Source organism: Telluria sp. ZB4P36 (assembly GCF_059685865.1).
The window spans coordinates 261,160-278,514 of record NZ_JCASIE010000003.1 but is presented as its reverse complement, the minus strand read 5'-3'; the positions used below and the strand labels follow the sequence as shown (position 1 = coordinate 278,514).

Genomic DNA, 17,355 nt, shown 5'->3' with positions numbered 1-17,355 from the left:
AGTAGTCTCGTAGGTTCGCTTATTCGTTGGTGCAGCCGAGCACTTCTTCAAGACTCGTGAGTCCCTGTTTCACCTTCATCAGGCCCGAACGGCGCAGCGAGTTCACGCCGTCCTTCTCGGCCTGTTCGGCGATCTGCATCGAGTTGCCGTGCGCGAGGATCAGGGCCTCGATCGCCGGCGTGATCGGCATGATCTGGTAGATGCCGACGCGTCCCTTGTAGCCCGAGCCGAGGCAGCGGTCGCAGCCCACCGGGCCGTAGGGCTTCCAGCCGCCTTCCAGGTCGGCCTCGCGGTAGCCGGCCGCCAGCAGCACCTCGCGCGAGGTCTCGAGCGGCTGCTTGCAGCTGCACAGGCGGCGCGCCAGGCGCTGCGCCGTGATCAGGATCACCGAGGAGGCGATGTTGAAAGCCGCCACGCCCATGTTCATCAGGCGCGTCAGGGTCGAGGGTGCGTCGTTGGTGTGCAGGGTCGAGAACACCATGTGGCCGGTCTGGGCGGCCTTGATCGCGATGTCGGCGGTTTCCAGGTCGCGGATCTCGCCGACCATGATGATGTCCGGGTCCTGGCGCAGGAAGGACTTCAGCGCCACCGGGAAGGTGAGGCCGGCCTTGTCGTTGACGTTGACCTGGTTCACGCCGGGCAGGTTGATCTCGGCCGGGTCTTCCGCGGTGGAGATGTTGATGCCGGGTTTGTTCAGCACGTTCAGGCAGGTGTACAGCGACACCGTCTTGCCCGAGCCGGTGGGGCCGGTGACCAGCACCATGCCGTAGGGACGCGAGATCGCGTCCAGCAGCAGGGCCTTCTGGTCGGGATCGTAGCCGAGCGCGTCGATGCCCATCTGCGCCTGGGTGGCGTCGAGGATACGCATGACGGTCTTTTCGCCGAACAGCGTGGGCAGGGTCGAGACGCGGAAGTCGATGGTGCGGGTCGGGCCCATCACCAGGCGCATGCGGCCGTCCTGGGGCACGCGCTTTTCCGAGATGTCGAGCTTGGCCAGCACCTTGATGCGCGAGACCAGCTTTTCGCGGATCGACAGCGGCGGGGTGGCGTGGTCACGCAGCACGCCGTCCACGCGCAGGCGGATGCGGTAGTACTTTTCGTAGGGCTCGAAGTGGATGTCCGAGGCGCCCAGTTGCAGCGCGTCCATCAGGATCTTGTTCAGGAAGCGCACGATCGGCGCGTCCTCGACCTCGCTGGCCGCGTCGGGCGCCGCCTGCTGCGTGGCTTCCTCGGCGAACTCGATCTCGGTGTCGTCGCCGACCAGGTCGTTCAGGGTGGCTTCGGCGCTCTTGGCCAGGGTCCCCAGCAACTTGACCAGGACGTCATGGGCCACGATCACCGGCTCCACCGAGGCCTCGCTCTGGAACTTGATCTGGTCGAGTGCCTGGGTATTGGTGGGGTCGGACAGGGCCACCGACAGCTTGTTGCCGCGCTTGGCCAGCGCGATGACGCGCTGCGCCTGCATCAGCTTGGCGTCGATGGCGGTGGTCGGGAGGGCTTCCGGCGCGAAGCTCGCCAGGTCGAGCAGCGGGTAGCCGAAGGTCTCGGCGCAGAAGCTGGCCAGCGCGGCCGGCTCGATGATGCCGCTGTCGAGCAGGGCGTCGATGAAGGCGCTCTTGTCGGCCGCGGCCTTTTTTTGCAGGGCGTCCGCCTGTCCCGGGTTCAGCCGGTTCGCCTGCACGAGCGCGCGCGCCAGGCCCGCGAGGGGAGCGCCGCTGATCGTGTTGGGGAGGACTGCTGCCATAGGTAGCCGAGGCGCCTTGATAAAGGAAGATTTACCCGGGAAGGATTCTTTGGATGATGCCTACGGGCATCAAATTTGTAAAGGATTCCGTCCCCGGGAGATGCGTGCGCGCCACGTCCTCGGGCTGCCGTGGGAAGTTTCATGGACCGGCTGACAATCCTTGTGGTCGGGCCGACAAGGATTGTGGTCGAGGTGGCAAGGCGCCGTATTGACGCGCTTCAGGGGGCCGCCAACAAGCGCTCAGCGCAGTGCCAGTCGCCTGGCGCCGCTTGCCGCCGCCGGCGCCGCCTCTTCCAGCTTGAACACCGCCAGGGCATGGGTCAGCTGCGTGGTCTGCTCGGTCAGCGATTCCGCCGCCGCCGATGCTTCCTCGACCAGCGCCGAGTTCTGCTGGGTCATCTCGTCGATGCTGCCGATCGCGCGGCCGATGTCGTCGATGCCGGCGCTCTGGCGGGCGCCGGCGGCGCTGATCTCGGCCATGATGGCCTGCACCTTGCGCACCGATTCGACGATCTGGCCCATGGTCACGCCGGCTTCGTCGACCAGCGCGCTGCCGGCCGAGACCTTGGCCACCGAGTCGCCGATCAGCTCCTTGATTTCCTTGGCCGCCGCCGCCGAACGCTGCGCCAGGTTGCGCACTTCGCCGGCCACGACCGCGAAGCCGCGTCCCTGTTCGCCGGCGCGCGCCGCTTCCACCGCCGCGTTCAGCGCCAGGATGTTGGTCTGGAAGGCGATGCCGTCGATGACCGAGATGATCTCGACGATCTTGTTGGCCGAGCTGTTGATGTCGCCCATCGTGCTGACCACGCCGCCGACCACCTGGCCGCCGCGGGTCGCGATGCTGGTCGCGGTTTCCACCAGTGCGTTGGCCTGGGAGGCGGCGCTGGCGTTCTCGCGCACGGCGCCGGTCAGCTCTTCCATCGAGCGGGTGGTGCGGTCCAGGCTGGCGGCCTGCGATTCGGTGCGGCGCGCCAGGTCGGCGTTGCCGCTGGCGATTTCCGAGCTGGCCATGGCGATGGTGTCGGCAGACAGCTTGATCTCGGCGACCAGGGTCGCCAGGCGCTCGCGCATCTCCTTCAGCGCCACCAGCAGGCTGCCGCTGTCGCCGGCTTCGATGCGGATCTCGGTCGACAGGTCGCCGGCGGCCACGGCGCGGGCGATTTCGCGCGCATACGCCGGTTCGCCGCCCAGCTGGCGCCAGATGGTGCGCACCACGAACCACGAGACCACGGCCAGGCAGGCGATCACGATCAGCGCGGTGGCGATCATCGAGATCAGCACATTCTGCACGCTGTTCTTGCTGCCTTCGATGCCGGCCGCGAACTGGCGCTGGGCCGACTCGTTGACCGTGGCGAGGTCCTTGTTGAGGGTGGCGAGCGCCGACTGCATCTTGCCGACCACAAGCTGCGGGTCGCCCTGTTCCATCTCCAGCATGATGCGCGCGGCCGACAGGGCCGGCGCGTAATAGGCGTCGAATTCCTTGCCCAGGCGTGCGCCGGTCTCAAGCTGGCCCGGGATCTGTGCAAACTTGTTCAGCCGCGCGCGCAGCTTGTTGGCCTGCTCGCCGACCTGGCCGATCTTGTCCTTGTCGCCTTCGGCGACGGCGTCCTGCAGGCCGTCGGTGACGGCGGCGACGTCGAGAATGAGGGCCTTGGAGGCATCGAGCACCGGATAGTCGACGCTCGCGGTCGTGGTGATCGAGTTCAGCGCGCCGTTCGCGATCATCGCGCTGGCGCCGGCGCCGAGGCCGAAAATAATGGCGGAGATGACGGGCAGTGCCCAGATCCTGCGCTTGATGCTCATGTTGATGTCTCCAGAATGCAGAAACCGCCGCCGGCGCGGGGGCCGGCGGCGGGTGCTAGCTTATAAACGAAGCGCGTTTACGGTGCCGTATAGACGACCTTGACGCTGGCGTCGACGGCGCTCTTGTCGATGTAGCCGATCGCCTTCGGGTTGGCGGCGACGGCGGCCTTCACGGCGGCGCTGTCGGCGACTTCCTTCGGCATCGTGGCCTTGCCGGTGAAGACCAGCTTCGACCACAGGGCCTTGGCCTGGGCGGCGTCCTTGTCCGCGACCTTCTTGTAGAACTCGGCGCGGATCGCGCTCGCATCGGCTTGGTCGATCGGGGTCATGCTGGACGACTTACCGAGGAAGAACTGGGCGACCTGCTCCTTGCTCATCGTGCTCTCGGCGGCCTTCGGGTTGACCACCACGACCACTTCGGCCATGGCGGGGACCGCGGCGCCAAGGGCGGCAACGGCGAACAGTTGTGCAATCATCTTGTTCATGTGCCGCTCCTTAGAACACGAAATCGAGGGCGACGGCGCCGACGGTCACGGTGTCCTTGAAGCCGGGCTTGGCGTTCACGAACAGGCCGGTGCCGTTGTTCGGCTTGACGCGGTCGATCTGGGCCTTCAGGGCCACCGAGCCGGCGAAGTCCCAGCGCACGCCGATGGTGTTGGTCGACTGTTCGCCCTGGCCCACGCCGGTGTTCGGCAGGCGGCGCACGCCGGCGCCCAGCTGCTGCATGGTCGGGGTGCAGGCGGCCGGGTAGCCGGTAGGGCAGGCTGCCGGCACGGTGTTGACGACGGCGCCGTCGATCTTCAGTTTGGCATGGCTGGCGTAGGGCATGAACTTGCCGATGCGGTAGCCGGCCATCACGTACCAGGCGCTGGTGTCGTTGATGTAGGCCTTGGTCTTGCGCTTGGCGAATTCGGTCTGGACCACGATGTCGTTCCAGTCCATCGACAGGCCCAGCGAGTTGAAGCTGGCGCGCTTTTCGTTGGCCTGGATCTCGTTGGCCAGGGTGACCAGCTGCGGGAAACGGTAGCCGGCGCCGGCAGCGCGCAGGCCGCCGACCAGGGTGTTCAGCGAGACCGAGTCCTCGATCGTGACCTTGGCGGTCGCGTGCCCGGCGCGCACGGTGAAGGGGCCGTGTTCGGCGCTGACGTTCAGCGCGGCGATCCGCTTGCCCTTGGCGTGGATGTTGCCCGACAGCGGGGACTTCACGTTACCGTAGGCCAGCTGCGAGGTGACGCTGGTGTCGCCGAAGCTGTGCTGCCAGGTGATGTCGGCGCCGTCGATGCTGTTGAACGGCACTTGCGAATAGACTTCCGCCGGCGGGCGCAGCATGTTGTTGGCATAGCCGACGTTGCGGTAGTCGGAAATCATGAACACCGGCAGGCCGACGCGGCCGACGCGCAGGCTCACTTCATCCGAGATGCGGGCCTTGGCGAAGGCCCAGCTCAGTTCGGCGCCGTAGCTGTCTTCGGCGTCGCGGCGCACCAGGCCCTGGGCGGTCAGCGACAGCCAGCTGTTGACCGGCATGTCGGCCTGCAGGCCGAGGTTGGAATCGATGCCGGTACGGAAATCGCCGGACGAGCCGCTGGCCTGGTTCGGGCGCGCGAATTCGGCATCCTTGGTGTCGGCACAGGTCAGGGCGCCGGTGCCGAAGCCGCTGATTTTCACGGTAGGGAAGCCGCTGCCGTCCTGGGCGTAGGCCGTCGAGACTGCCAGCGGAAGCGCCAGCAGGGTAGCAATCACACGTTTTTTCATCATCATTCTTGTTGCGTAAAGCTGCTCGGGAAGGGCGGCGCTGATAAGGCAGCAAGCAGGCAGCGCCGTGAAGCTCTGGAAATCATTCTATCCAGCGCGCAATTTTTCCGGCAACAAGAATAATGACAATTGGTGACAATTCAGCATGAATTCTCACCGACTGTTGTGCAGTTGAAACAGGCTATTGTCAGTTTAATTCCACCAGTGGCAGGTCGCTCCGGCCGCCGGCAACCGGGCCTGCATGGCGCGGTGGATGATGCCTGCCTTGGCGGCTTCGTCGGCATCGAAGATGCGGGCATTGCCCGTGAGGTTGCTGCGGATGTCGGTGGCGCTGCCGGCCGCCGTGGTGGCGTCGAGGAAGATATTGGCGTAGCGCTCGGCATCGAAATCGAGGCAGTCGCGCCATTCCGACACGCGCGAATGGTCGGCCGCGACCAGGCTGCCGAAGCCCCAGTGCAGCGGGTGGATCAGGAAGCGGGTGCCGGGGCAGGCGTAGCGCTTCTGGCCGGCGAGGAAGATGACCACGGCCACCGATTCGACGCTGCCGATGTTGTGGGTGGTGAGGGGCACCGGCAGCGACTTCAGGAAGAAGTACAGCGCGAAGCCGGCCGTCATGTTGCCGCCTTCGCTGGAGATGTGCAGCTCGATCTCGGTGGCGCCGTTCTGCAGCGCCTGCAGGCAGTTGTTGCGGATCGCGCTGGCGGAACTGTGGTTGATCGGTCCGATGAAATGAACGATGTGCAATGCCATGGGCTCTCCTTGCAGTGAGCCCAAGCATAACAAGATTCACTGCCGCGGCGCGTCCGGCTGGGCGGGCATGGCGGGTGGGCAGTCATCCTTCTGCGGCGGCCGCTGGTCGAAGGGGATGCGGCGTCCCGCCACTTCCAGGTCTTGCCAGGCGGGCGGCACAGCGCGCACCTTTCCTTCGCGCAGCGCCTGCTTCCAGGCCGGACAGAGCGTACCGGGGAGCGAACCGGCGATACGCCAGCGGCCGCCGGCTTCTTCGGTGGCGACAATCGATTCCCAGGGCTTGTCGCTGAACAGCAGGACTTCCGGCCGGGCGTCGCCTCCCAGGTCGAGGACCAGCGCGTCGCAGGTTTCCGCGCGGCGCAGCAGGCATCCCGGCATGAAGCCCGTGCCGGCCTGGTCCAGCCAGTCCATCCGCACGAAGCTGTCGGGCAGCCGCGCACCCGCGGGCCAGACGCGCAGGTTGGCGGCGAGTGCCGGCCGGTCGTTCACCAGGTCTTGCTCGTGCCGGTGGCGCAGCTTGCGCACCGCCGCGATCCGGCTGCGCAGCTGGGGCGCGTCCGCCTCGATCTGCGCCAGCGCCGCCTGGCCGTAGCGCGCGCCGTCGAAGTGCAGGTAAGCGAGGTCGAACTGCGCCGCGCCGACGCGGCCGGAAGCCAGCCGTGCCATCTGGTCCTTCGTCGCCAGGCGGGCCGGATCGGCCAGGGGCGTGAACAGCGCCAGCAGCACGGCCAGCACCACCACGGCGGCCGCGATGTTGACGCCGGCGAGGGTCGGCAGCCAGCCCTTGCGCAGGGCCGCCGCCGCGTAGCCGCCGGCATAGCAGCTGGCCACCAGCATGCAGGCCGCGGCGAGCACGCGCTCGTCGGTCCAGCCATGGTCGCCGACCCGCAGCGCCAGGGCATAGATGGCCAGCGCGGTGACCGGCACCAGCAGCAGGGCGGCAATGCGCGCCGCCAGCGCGACCGGACGCGCCGCCGGCAGGGCGCCGTTCTGCCAGGCTGCATTGATCAGCACCACGAAGGCCGCCGCTGCCCCGAGCAGGACCGCGGCCGCGCTGCGGGTCGCCCACAGCGCTTCGAGCCCGGTAAAGGGCAGGCTGGCCAGGAAGCCGCCGACCAGCAGGGTCAGCACCGGCAGGATCCACGACAGCAGCACCAGCAGCAGGTTGCGGATGCCGCGCACGATGCCTGGACGTACGTCGGTCAGGTGCATGGCGCTCGCGAAGGCGAAGGTCGTGACGGGAATCGAGAACCAGGATTCCTGGATTGCCTTGCTGAGGAAGTCCAGCTTGATCAGCAGGAACAGCTGCGCGCCGAGCTGGAGCACCAGCCAGGTGACGCCGACGAACAGGGCGCTGAAGGCCAGTTGCACGCCCAGCTTCCAGGCGATCTCGAAATAGGCGGTATAGCTGGCGATGCGGCGCCGTTCGGCCGCTCCGGCCAGCACCAGCGCATGCGCGATGAAGAAACCGGCGACGAGCGACAGGCATAGCTGCGGCGACGGCTCCGGCCCACGCGGTTTCGGTCCGTTCGGCGGCCGCCAGGCGCCTTCCATGCGCCAGACGTCATAGAAGGCGAGGGCGGCAATGAACAGCGCGGCCGTCGCCGTCCACAGCAGCAATTGGCGCCGGGGCAGTTGTCCGAGGGCGCTGATGGCGATCACCGGCGCCAGCACGCTCACCATCAGCAGGGGCAGGAACAGGCGCGGCACGGTCGCCGGCCAGCTGACATCGGTACCCGCCCGGTACAGCAGGTAGAGCACCAGTCCCTGCAGCAGCCCGATGCCGATCCGGGCGGCGGCGATGCCAGGCCTTGGGGCCGGCTCAGCCGGGTCATGGGTGCTTGCTTGCATGGCTAGCTGCCCCGGTAGGTCGAGTAGGACCAGGGCGTCATCACCAGCGGCACGTGGTAGTTTTGATCGGGATCAATGATGCCAAAGGCGATCGCGATGCGGTCGAGGAAGCGCGGCGAAGGCAGGTCGACGCCCTGGGCCGCGAAGTAGTCGCCGGCGTGGAACACCAGTTCGTACTGGCCGGGGCGCAGCAGGGCGCCTTCCAGCAGCGGTGCGGCGCAGCGGCCATCGGCGTTGGTCACATCGGTCTTGATCAGGGTACGGCCACCGCCGTTTATTGCGTCGATCCCGTAGAGTTCGATCTTGACCCCCGCCCCGGGACGGCCGTGGGCGGTATCGAGCACGTGTGTGGAAAGTTTGCCCATATTAGGAGGATGAGTGGAAGTATGCGGGCAATCATATACCGTTGTGCTTCCTGCAATATATGATCCTTGATATACCTTCCTTCTCTTCATGCCATGGACAGCTACTCGAACTATCCGCGCGACCTGGTCGGCTATGGCCGCAATCCACCCCATCCGCAGTGGCCGGGCGGGGCGCGCGTGGCCCTGCAGTTCGTCCTTAACTACGAGGAGGGCGGCGAGAACTGCGTGCTGCACGGCGACCCGGCTTCCGAAACCTTCCTGTCCGAGATCATCGGCGCCCAGGCCTTCCCGATGCGCCACATGAGCATGGAATCGCTCTATGAATACGGTTCGCGCGCCGGCCTGTGGCGGGTGTTGCGCCTGTTCGAGGAGCGTGGCTTGCCGCTGACGGTGTTCGCCGTCGCGATGGCGCTCAAGCGCCATCCCGAGGCGGCGGCCGCCTTCCGCGAGCTGGGCCACGAAGTCGCCTGCCATGGCCTGCGCTGGATCTCCTACCAGAACGTGGACGAGGCCACCGAACGCGCCCACATGCGGGAAGCGGTGCAGATCATCCGCGCGCTCACCGGGGAAGCGCCGCTCGGCTGGTATACCGGACGCGATTCGCCCAATACGCGCCGGCTGGTGGTCGAGCACGGCGGTTTCGCCTATGACGCCGACCATTACGGCGACGACCTGCCGTTCTGGCAAGAGGTCGCCACGCGCGACGGCCGTGTGGTTCCGCATTTGGTGCTACCGTACACGCTCGACACCAACGACATGCGCTTCGCCGCCATGCAGGGGTTTAACTCGGGCACCCAGTTCTTCGATTACCTGAAGGATGCCTTCGATGTCCTGTACGCGGAAGGCGATCCGGACGGACTGAACCAGCCGAAGATGCTCTCGATCGGGCTGCACTGCCGCCTGGTCGGGCGGCCGGCGCGGGCGGCGGCGCTGGCGCGCTTCCTCGATTATGTGCAGGGCCACGAGCGCGTCTGGATCACGCGCCGCATCGACATCGCACAGCACTGGAAAACCCTGCATCCTTTCCTAAAATGAAAGGGTGCAAAGAACCATAAGATATGCTCATAGATTGATAAGCAATATATCCTTAATCTTATAAGTAGAGAGCCGCCGGGTGGTAGCCTTCCGCCCTTGCTTGAGAGTGAGTTGACCATGTCAGAGCCGATCCGATTCTTTTACCGCGGCGCCGTCCAGGAAGTCCAAAACCTGCGGCCGACGCAGACCATCCTGCAGCACCTGCGGGAGGACCTGCATTGCACCGGCACCAAGGAAGGCTGCGCCGAAGGCGATTGCGGCGCCTGCACCGTGGTCCTCGGCTCACTCGAAGACGGCAAGCTCGAACTCCGGGCGGTCAATTCCTGCATCCAGTTTACCCCGACGCTCGACGGCAAGGCCCTGTTTACGGTGGAAGACCTGCAACAGCCCGACGGCAGCCTGCACCCGGTACAGCAGGCCCTGGTCGAATGCCACGGCTCCCAGTGCGGCTTCTGCACCCCGGGCTTCGCCATGTCGCTGTGGGGCATGTACCTGAAACAGGAAGGCCGGGTGCCGCTGCGCTGCCAGATCGACGACGCCCTGTCGGGCAACCTGTGCCGCTGCACCGGCTACCGCCCCATCATCGATGCGGCCCGCCGCATGGTGGAACTGCCGGCCGCACGATTTGATCGCGCCGCGCTGGCCGAGCGCCTGCGCCTGCTGCAGCGCACCCATGGCTTCAGCTACGAGGCGCAGGGAGCGCGTTTCCACACCCCGCGCACGCTCGAGGAACTGGTCGCGCTGCGGACCGAACGCCCGGCCGCGCTGCTGCTGGCCGGCTCCACCGACGTCGGCTTGTGGGTGACCAAGCAGATGCGCGAGCTGGACGACATCATCTACCTCGGCCAGGTGGACGCGCTCAAGACCGTGACGGAAAGCGGCGATACGCTGGAGATCGGCGCCGGCGTCAACCTGAACGATGCCTATGCGGCCGTCTGCCGCCACTATCCCGACGAGCTCAGCGAAATGTGGCAGCGCTTCGCCTCGCTCCCGATCCGCAACGCGGGCACGCTGGGCGGCAACGTCGCCAACGGCTCGCCGATCGGCGATTCGATGCCCTGGCTGATCGCCTTGGGCACCCGCATCGTATTACGCAGCGCCGCGGGCGAGCGCGTGCTGGCGCTGGAAGATTTTTACCTCGGCTACCAGCAGAAAGACCTGCAGCCGGGCGAATTCGTGCAGGCCCTGCGCATTCCTCTGAAAAACGCCGGACTGCGCTTCCGCAGCTATAAACTGGCGAAACGCTTCGACCAGGACATCTCGGCCGTGTGCGCGGCCTTCGCGATCACGCTCGACGGCGCTACCGTCGCCAGTGCACGCATCGCCTTCGGCGGCATGGCCGCCACGCCCAGGCGCGCCGCCGCGGCCGAAGCGGCGCTGGCCGGCCAGCCATGGAACGAAGCGAACATGCGCGCCGCGATGGACGCGCTGGCGCAGGACTACGCCCCGCTGAGCGACATGCGGGCATCCAGCGCCTACCGCATGCGCACGGCGCAGAACCTGCTGCGCCGCTTCTGGCTTGAAACCCGCACCGACGATCCGCTGCCGGCGACGGCCGTCAATGCCTTCGCGGCCGGCTGAGAGGAGAACGGACATGAAACCCACTGATGCACGCATCCTCGCCGAGGCCGACTGGAAAGAGGTCGGCAAGCCGCGGCCGCACGAATCGGCCGTGCTGCACGTGCTCGGCCAGGCCACCTATACCGACGACATCCGCGAGACCGCCGGCACCCTGCACGCGGCGCTCGGCCTGTCCTCGCGCGCCCATGCGCGCATCCTGGGGATCGACCTCGAACCGGTAGCAGCCAGCCGCGGCGTGGTGGCGGTGCTGACCGCGCGCGACATCCCGGGCCTGAACGACTGCGGCCCGATCATCCATGACGACCCGATCCTGGCCGACGGCCTGGTCCAGTACGTGGGCCAGCCGGTGTTCATCGTGGTCGCCGACAGCCACGACAACGCGCGCCGGGCAGCAAAACTCGCGAAGATCGACTACGAAGACCTGCCGGCCATCCTGACGCCGCAGGCGGCGCGCGCCGCCCAGTCGTACGTGCTGCCGCCGATGCGCCTGGCGCGCGGCGATGCGGAAAGCGCCTTCGCGGCGTCGCCCTACCGCGTCAAGGGCGAACTGCTCGTGGGAGGACAGGAGCAGTTCTACCTCGAGGGCCAGATCGCCTACGCGATCCCCGGCGAGGACCGCGGCATGCACGTCTACTGCTCGACCCAGCACCCGAGCGAGATGCAGCACGTGGTGGCGCACGCCCTCGGCCTGCATTCGCATCACGTGGTGGTGGAGTGCCGCCGCATGGGCGGCGGCTTCGGCGGCAAGGAATCGCAGTCGGCGCTGTGGGCGTCCGCCGCGGCCATCGCGGCCAGCCGCACGCGCCGCCCGGTCAAGCTGCGCGCCGACCGCGACGACGACATGCTGGTGACCGGCAAGCGCCACTGCTTCCACTACGAATACGAAGTCGGCTACGACCGCGAAGGCCGCATCGTCGCCGCCAGGGTCGACATGGTCACGCGCGCCGGCTTTTCGGCCGACCTGTCCGGCCCGGTGGCGACGCGCGCCGTTTGCCACTTCGACAATACCTATTATTTGTCCGACGTCGAGATCCGCGCCGCCTGCGGCAAGACCAACACCCAGTCGAACACCGCCTTCCGCGGTTTCGGCGGACCGCAGGGCGCGATCGCCATCGAATACGTGATCGACGAGATCGCGCGCAACCTGAGACGCGACCCGCTCGACATCCGCCGCCTCAATTTCTACGGCAAGGGCGAACGCAACGTCACGCCCTATGGCCAGGCCGTGGTCGACAACGTGATCCACGAGCTGGTGGCCGAGCTGGAAGACAGCAGCGACTACCGGGCCCGGCGCGCGGCGATTGCAGAGTTCAACCGCACCAGCCCCGTGCTCAAGAAGGGCCTGGCGCTCACCCCGGTGAAATTCGGCATCGCCTTCAACGTCACCCACCTGAACCAGGCCGGCGCGCTGGTGCACGTCTACGTGGACGGCTCGATCCTGGTGAACCACGGCGGCACCGAGATGGGGCAGGGCATCAACACCAAGGTGATGCAGGTGGTCGCGCACGAGCTGGGCGTGGACCTGGAACGGGTGCGCGCCACCGCCACCAATACCAGCAAGGTCGCGAATACCTCGGCCACCGCCGCCTCGACCGGCGCCGACCTGAACGGCAAGGCCGCCCAGGACGCCGCCCGCAAGATCCGCGACCGCCTGGCCGCCTTCGTCGCATCGCAGTTCGGCGGCGAGGCCTCCGAGGTGCGCTTTGCCGACGACACCGTCTTCGTGGCAGGCCAGGCGCTGCGCTTCGGCGAAGTGGTGGCCAAGGCCTACCTGGCGCGGGTCCAGCTGTGGTCGGACGGCTTCTATGCCACCCCGGGCCTGCACTGGGACCCGAAGACCATGAACGGCAATCCCTTCTCCTACTACGCCTATGGGGCGGCGGTGTCGGAAGTGGTGGTCGATACCCTCACCGGCGAATGGAAGCTGCTGCGCGCCGACGCGCTCTACGACGCGGGTAATTCATTGAACCCGGCGATCGACATCGGCCAGGTGGAAGGCGCCTTCATCCAGGGCATGGGCTGGCTGACCACCGAGGAGCTGTGGTGGAACCCGGCGGGCAAGCTGATGACGCATGCGCCCTCGACCTACAAGATCCCCGGCATCTCCGACTGCCCGGAAGACTTCCGCGTGCGCCTCTTCAAGAACCGCAACGTCGCCGACAGCATCCACCGCTCCAAGGCGGTGGGCGAGCCGCCGCTGCTGCTGCCCTTCTCGGTCTTCTTCGCGATCCGCGACGCCGTATCAAGCGTCGGCGGCCACAGGGTGAATCCGCCGCTGAACGCGCCGGCCACCTGCGAAGAGATCCTGAAGGCGGTGGCGGCCGTGGAAGCTGCGAGCGCCTGATGAGCGATTGGCTGACAGGCACGCTGCCGGCGCCCGCAGTGCTGGTGACGGTCGCCCGCGTCGAGGGCTCCGTCCCGCGCGAGCCGGGCGCGCGCATGCTGGTCGATGCGCAGGGCTTCCGCGGCACCATCGGCGGCGGGCACCTCGAGCACCGGGCGCTGGAGATCGCGCGCGCGATGCTTTGGCAGGGCGGTGCTGCGGCCCATCTCGAACGCTTTCCGCTCGGGCCGAAGCTGGGGCAGTGCTGCGGAGGCGTCGCGTGGTTGGCGTTTGAAATGGCGGATGCGGAGCAGTTGGCGCTGCTCGACAGGCGGCGCAATGAAGACAGCTGGCGCGTGGTGTGCGTGGGCGGGAGACCCGCTAGCCCTGCGACAGCCCTGTTCGACGGCAGCGGGTGTCAGCTCGCTGGCGGCACGGTTCCAACCTTCGACCGCAGCACCGGCACCCACGTGATGGAAGAGGGCGGCCGCCTCTGGCTGATCGACGCCGTCCTCGCCCCGCGCGCCCACCTGATGCTGTTCGGCGCCGGCCACGTCGGCGCCGCCATCGTCCGCGCCCTGGCCGAGCTGCCTTGCCGCGTCACCTGGGTGGACGAGCGCGAGGACCTGTTCCCGCCCGCCGTGCCGGCCAATGTGACGATCGAGGCAACCGACACCCCCGAAGCGCTTGTTGAAAACGCACCACAGGGCACCAGCTTTCTGGTCATGACCCACAGCCATGCCCTTGACCTGGGCCTGTCGCACGCGATACTGTCGCGCCCCGGCCTTGACTGGTTCGGCCTGATCGGCTCCGATACCAAGCGCCGCCAGTTCGAGCACCGCCTGCGCGAACGCGGCGTCGATCGCGCGCGCCTCGACGCGATGGTCTGCCCGGTCGGCCTGCCCGGCATCGAAGGCAAGGCCCCGGCCGTGATCGCGGCCTCCGTGGCGGCCCAGCTGCTCACCGTGTGGGAAGCGCAAGCCAGCCAAACTGATTTTTCTTCGGATTTTCATGATGTCCAACACTGATGTGCAAGCCTACCGTGCGAGCTTGCTGTACTTCCGCGCCGACCCGGCTTTCGACGGCGACGCCCATGCCTGGCACGAAGACGGCCTGCTGGTCGTCGAAGGCGGCAAGGTCAAGGCCGCCGGCGACTACGCCGCCCTGGCCGGCACGCTGCCGGCCGGCGTGACCCCGCACGACTACCGCGGCCAGCTCATCACCCCGGGCTTCATCGACACCCACCTGCATTACCCGCAGACCGACATGATCGCCTCGCCCAGCGAGGGCCTGCTGCCCTGGCTGGAGACCTATACCTTCCCGACCGAGCGCCGCTTCGAGGACCCGGCGCATGCGCGCGCCACCGCCGAGTTCTTCCTCGACGAGCTGCTGCGCTGCGGCACCACCACCGCGGTGGTCTACTGCACCGTGCATCCACAGTCGGTCGAGGCCTTCTTCGAAGCCAGCGAAGCGCGCAAGCTGCGCATGGTAGCCGGCAAGGTGCTGATGGACCGCCACTGCCCGGACTTCCTGCGCGACTGCGAGGGCGGCGTCGGCAGCAGCGCCGACCTGATCGACAAGTGGCACAAGCGCGGCCGCCAGCTGTACGCGATCACCCCGCGCTTCGCCCCGACCTCGACCGACGCCCAGCTGCGCGCCACCGCCGAACTGGCCAAGGCTTACCCGGACACCTTCATCCAGACCCACGTCTCGGAAAACAAGGACGAGTGCAAGTGGGTCGGCGAATTGCACCCGCAGGCGCGCAGCTACCTGGACGTCTACGAACGCTTCGGCCTGATGCGCCCGCGCGCGCTGTTCGGCCACTGCATCTGGCTGGACGACGAAGACTTCGCGCGCATGGCGGCCACCGGCAGCGCGGCGGCGGTGTGCCCGACCTCCAACCTCTTCCTCGGCAGCGGCCTGTTCGACTTCGACAAGGCCGACGGCGCCGGTGCGCTGCTGTCGCTCGGCACCGACGTCGGCGCCGGCACCTCGTTCTCGATGCTGCAGACTATGAACGAAGCCTACAAGGTGGCGCGCCTGAAGGGCAGCCACCTGCCGGCCCTGCGCATGTTCTATCTGGCCACCCTGGGTGCGGCCCGCGCGATGGGCCTCGAAGGCACGATCGGCAGCTTCGCACCCGGCGCGGAGGCGGATTTCATCGTGCTCGACCCGCAAGCCACCCCGCTGCTGGCGCGCCGCACGGCGCAGCTGGAATCGCTGGAAGAGCTGCTGTTCGCGCTGGCCCTGCTGGGCGACGACCGGGCGATCCGGGCGACCTATTCGGGCGGCTCCCTGGTGCACACCCGCTCTGGCCATATTGCCAACGCTAACTCAACCGGTTAGAGTTGCGCGGTCCATCGCACCAGAAAGTCCGATCCATGTACAAGAAACTGACCGGCAGCGTCCTGCTCGCCCTGGCCGTCGCCGGCGCACCCCAGGCCCTGGCCAAGGGCCCGACCGTGAGCGCCAACGAGGCCGCCACCGCCCGCCACTACGCCAGCCTGATCGCCGGCGAGCCGAAGACCGCCGAACTGACCCTGTTCTTCACCCAGATGCCCAAGGGCGGCGACCTGCACCACCATTACTCGGGTTCGGTCTACGCCGAGCAGTACGTCGACTTCCTCGACAAGCAGGGCTACTGCGTCAACAAGCAGACCTACCGGATCGAGACGAAGAAGGAAGTCATCGAGGCCGAGCGCGCCAAGCCGGCGGAGCAGCGCAACTGCCTGTCGACCGCCGAGGTCTATGCCGACGACCACACCTACCGCGAACTGCTGCAGCGCTGGTCGAACAAGGATTTCCATAACCATGGCGCCATGCAGCCGCCGCCGGACCGCCTGTTCTTCCAGACCTTCAACTTCTTCGGCCCGGTCTCGAACGCGAACTTCCGCGAAGGCCTGCAGGAGCTGAAGAAGCGCGCCATTCTTGAAAACGTGAGCTACATCGAGACCATGTTCAAGATGTCGCCCTTCGTCGTGAACAAGGAATTCGACGTCCAGGCCTGGAACAATGCCGACAATGACCAGGCCTTCGACGCCCAGATGGGCGCCTGGCTGGCCGTGCTCGAGCAGGATGCGGGCTTCAAGAAGTCGACCGAGGATTTCGTCACGAAGATCCACGAGTCGGCCGAAGGTATCGACGACGACCGCTTCACCATGCGCTACCAGACCTATGTGCTGCGCCTGCTGAACCCGTCGCAGGTGTTCTCCTCGATGGTCTCGGGCTTCAAGGCCGCGGCCATGAGCGACAAGATCGTGGGCGTCAACATCGTCGGCCAGGAAAGCACGATGGTGTCGATGCGCGACTACGCGCTGCACATGAAGATGTTCCGCTTCCTGAAGTCGCGCTATCCGGCAGTGAAGGTGGCGATGCACGCCGGCGAGCTGGCGCTGGGCGACGTGCCGCCGGAAGGCCTGAAGTTCCACATCGACCAGGCCCTGGTGGTGGCCGGCGCCAACCGCATCGGCCACGGCATCGACCTGGCGCACGAAAGCAATGCCCAGGCCATCATGGCGAAGATGCGCAAGGACGACATCCCGGTCGAGATCAACCTGACCTCGAACGCCTTCATCAGCGGCATCGAGGGTGCCAATCACCCGGTCACCCTGTACCGCAAATACGGCGTGCCCTACGTGATCTCGACCGACGACGCCGGCGTGACCCGCCATACGCTGTCGAACGAATACGTGCTGTTCGCCAGCCGCTACAAGCCGGACTATGCGGAAATGAAGCGGACCTCGTATAACAGCATCCGTTACGCTTTCCTGCCAGTGGCAGAAAAACAACGCCTGACCCGCCAACTGGATGCGCGTTTCGCGGCCTTCGAAGCGCGTGTCGCCGGGATGACCCGCACGGCGGCCGCAAGCAAGCGCTGAGCGTTTCGCAGGCACTTGACAGTGCCAATCTCTTCCTAAAGGGCAATGTGTGGCCACAGCGCTACACATTGCTACCCCTTCTCCTTGGCAAAACGGATTTATAAATTAATTCGTTTCCCAGTCGAATTAGTGCTCTTATAATCGCGCCGCAGCATGTTTCCGTAGGTGAAAACTGTGTTGTGGGCAACCCACACCGTCGTCCTTACGGAGACTTATACGGAATACGTATAAATTTGTAAGCGAATCGATATTTGTCACGCTCCATGCACTCAT

General features: G+C 66.6%; 13 protein-coding genes. 6 read left to right on the top strand and 7 right to left on the bottom strand.

Annotated features, from left to right (window positions below; all coding sequences use genetic code 11):
- Positions 1 to 19 precede the first annotated feature (19 nt).
- The 7 genes from pilB to uraH form a co-directional block, all read right to left on the bottom strand.
- Entirely contained in the window at positions 20 to 1,744 is a 1,725-nt protein-coding gene (gene pilB, locus AC56LK_RS06460) for a type IV-A pilus assembly ATPase PilB (protein ID WP_497183741.1), read from the bottom strand.
- A gap of 240 nt (positions 1,745 to 1,984) precedes the next feature.
- Complete coding sequence (locus tag AC56LK_RS06455) at positions 1,985 to 3,547, bottom strand: methyl-accepting chemotaxis protein (protein WP_497183740.1); 1,563 nt, start codon at positions 3,545 to 3,547, stop codon at positions 1,985 to 1,987.
- A 77-nt stretch (positions 3,548 to 3,624) separates the two neighbouring features.
- Positions 3,625 to 4,032 (bottom strand): hypothetical protein, encoded by a 408-nt coding sequence (locus AC56LK_RS06450; RefSeq protein WP_497183739.1) that lies wholly within the window; start codon positions 4,030 to 4,032, stop codon positions 3,625 to 3,627.
- 10 nt (positions 4,033 to 4,042) lie between these two features.
- Positions 4,043 to 5,299, bottom strand: a complete 1,257-nt coding sequence (locus tag AC56LK_RS06445; RefSeq protein ID WP_497183738.1) for a hypothetical protein — start codon at positions 5,297 to 5,299, stop codon at positions 4,043 to 4,045.
- Between the two features lie 192 nt (positions 5,300 to 5,491).
- On the bottom strand, positions 5,492 to 6,049 hold the full coding sequence (locus tag AC56LK_RS06440; RefSeq protein ID WP_497183737.1) for a ClpP family protease: 558 nt from the start codon (positions 6,047 to 6,049) through the stop codon (positions 5,492 to 5,494).
- Positions 6,050 to 6,085: 36 nt separating this feature from the next.
- Entirely contained in the window at positions 6,086 to 7,900 is a 1,815-nt protein-coding gene (locus AC56LK_RS06435; protein WP_497183736.1) for a DUF4153 domain-containing protein, read from the bottom strand.
- Between the two features lie 2 nt (positions 7,901 to 7,902).
- Positions 7,903 to 8,265, bottom strand: a complete 363-nt coding sequence (gene uraH / locus AC56LK_RS06430; RefSeq protein ID WP_497183735.1) for a hydroxyisourate hydrolase — start codon at positions 8,263 to 8,265, stop codon at positions 7,903 to 7,905.
- Between the two features lie 93 nt (positions 8,266 to 8,358).
- Between uraH and puuE the strand changes: the two genes are divergently transcribed.
- The 6 genes from puuE (at position 8,359) to AC56LK_RS06400 (ending at position 17,082) form a co-directional block, all read left to right on the top strand.
- Positions 8,359 to 9,300: an allantoinase PuuE gene (gene puuE / locus AC56LK_RS06425; RefSeq protein WP_497183734.1), complete on the top strand. Its 942-nt coding sequence runs from the start codon at positions 8,359 to 8,361 to the stop codon at positions 9,298 to 9,300.
- Between the two features lie 117 nt (positions 9,301 to 9,417).
- Positions 9,418 to 10,881: a xanthine dehydrogenase small subunit gene (gene xdhA / locus AC56LK_RS06420; RefSeq protein ID WP_497183733.1), complete on the top strand. Its 1,464-nt coding sequence runs from the start codon at positions 9,418 to 9,420 to the stop codon at positions 10,879 to 10,881.
- A 13-nt stretch (positions 10,882 to 10,894) separates the two neighbouring features.
- Positions 10,895 to 13,225, top strand: coding sequence for a xanthine dehydrogenase molybdopterin binding subunit (xdhB, locus tag AC56LK_RS06415; RefSeq protein ID WP_497183732.1), 2,331 nt, complete (start codon positions 10,895 to 10,897; stop codon positions 13,223 to 13,225).
- Entirely contained in the window at positions 13,225 to 14,232 is a 1,008-nt protein-coding gene (xdhC, locus tag AC56LK_RS06410) for a xanthine dehydrogenase accessory protein XdhC (RefSeq protein WP_497183731.1), read from the top strand. The genes xdhB and xdhC overlap by 1 nt, the downstream gene beginning before the upstream one ends.
- Entirely contained in the window at positions 14,219 to 15,550 is a 1,332-nt protein-coding gene (guaD, locus tag AC56LK_RS06405) for a guanine deaminase (RefSeq protein WP_497183730.1), read from the top strand. Before xdhC ends, guaD begins: the two co-directional genes overlap by 14 nt.
- Positions 15,551 to 15,585: 35 nt before the next feature.
- The gene (locus AC56LK_RS06400) at positions 15,586 to 17,082 is read left to right on the top strand and encodes an adenosine deaminase (protein ID WP_497183729.1); all 1,497 of its coding nucleotides are present in this window, start codon (positions 15,586 to 15,588) and stop codon (positions 17,080 to 17,082) included.
- Positions 17,083 to 17,355: the final 273 nt, after the last annotated feature.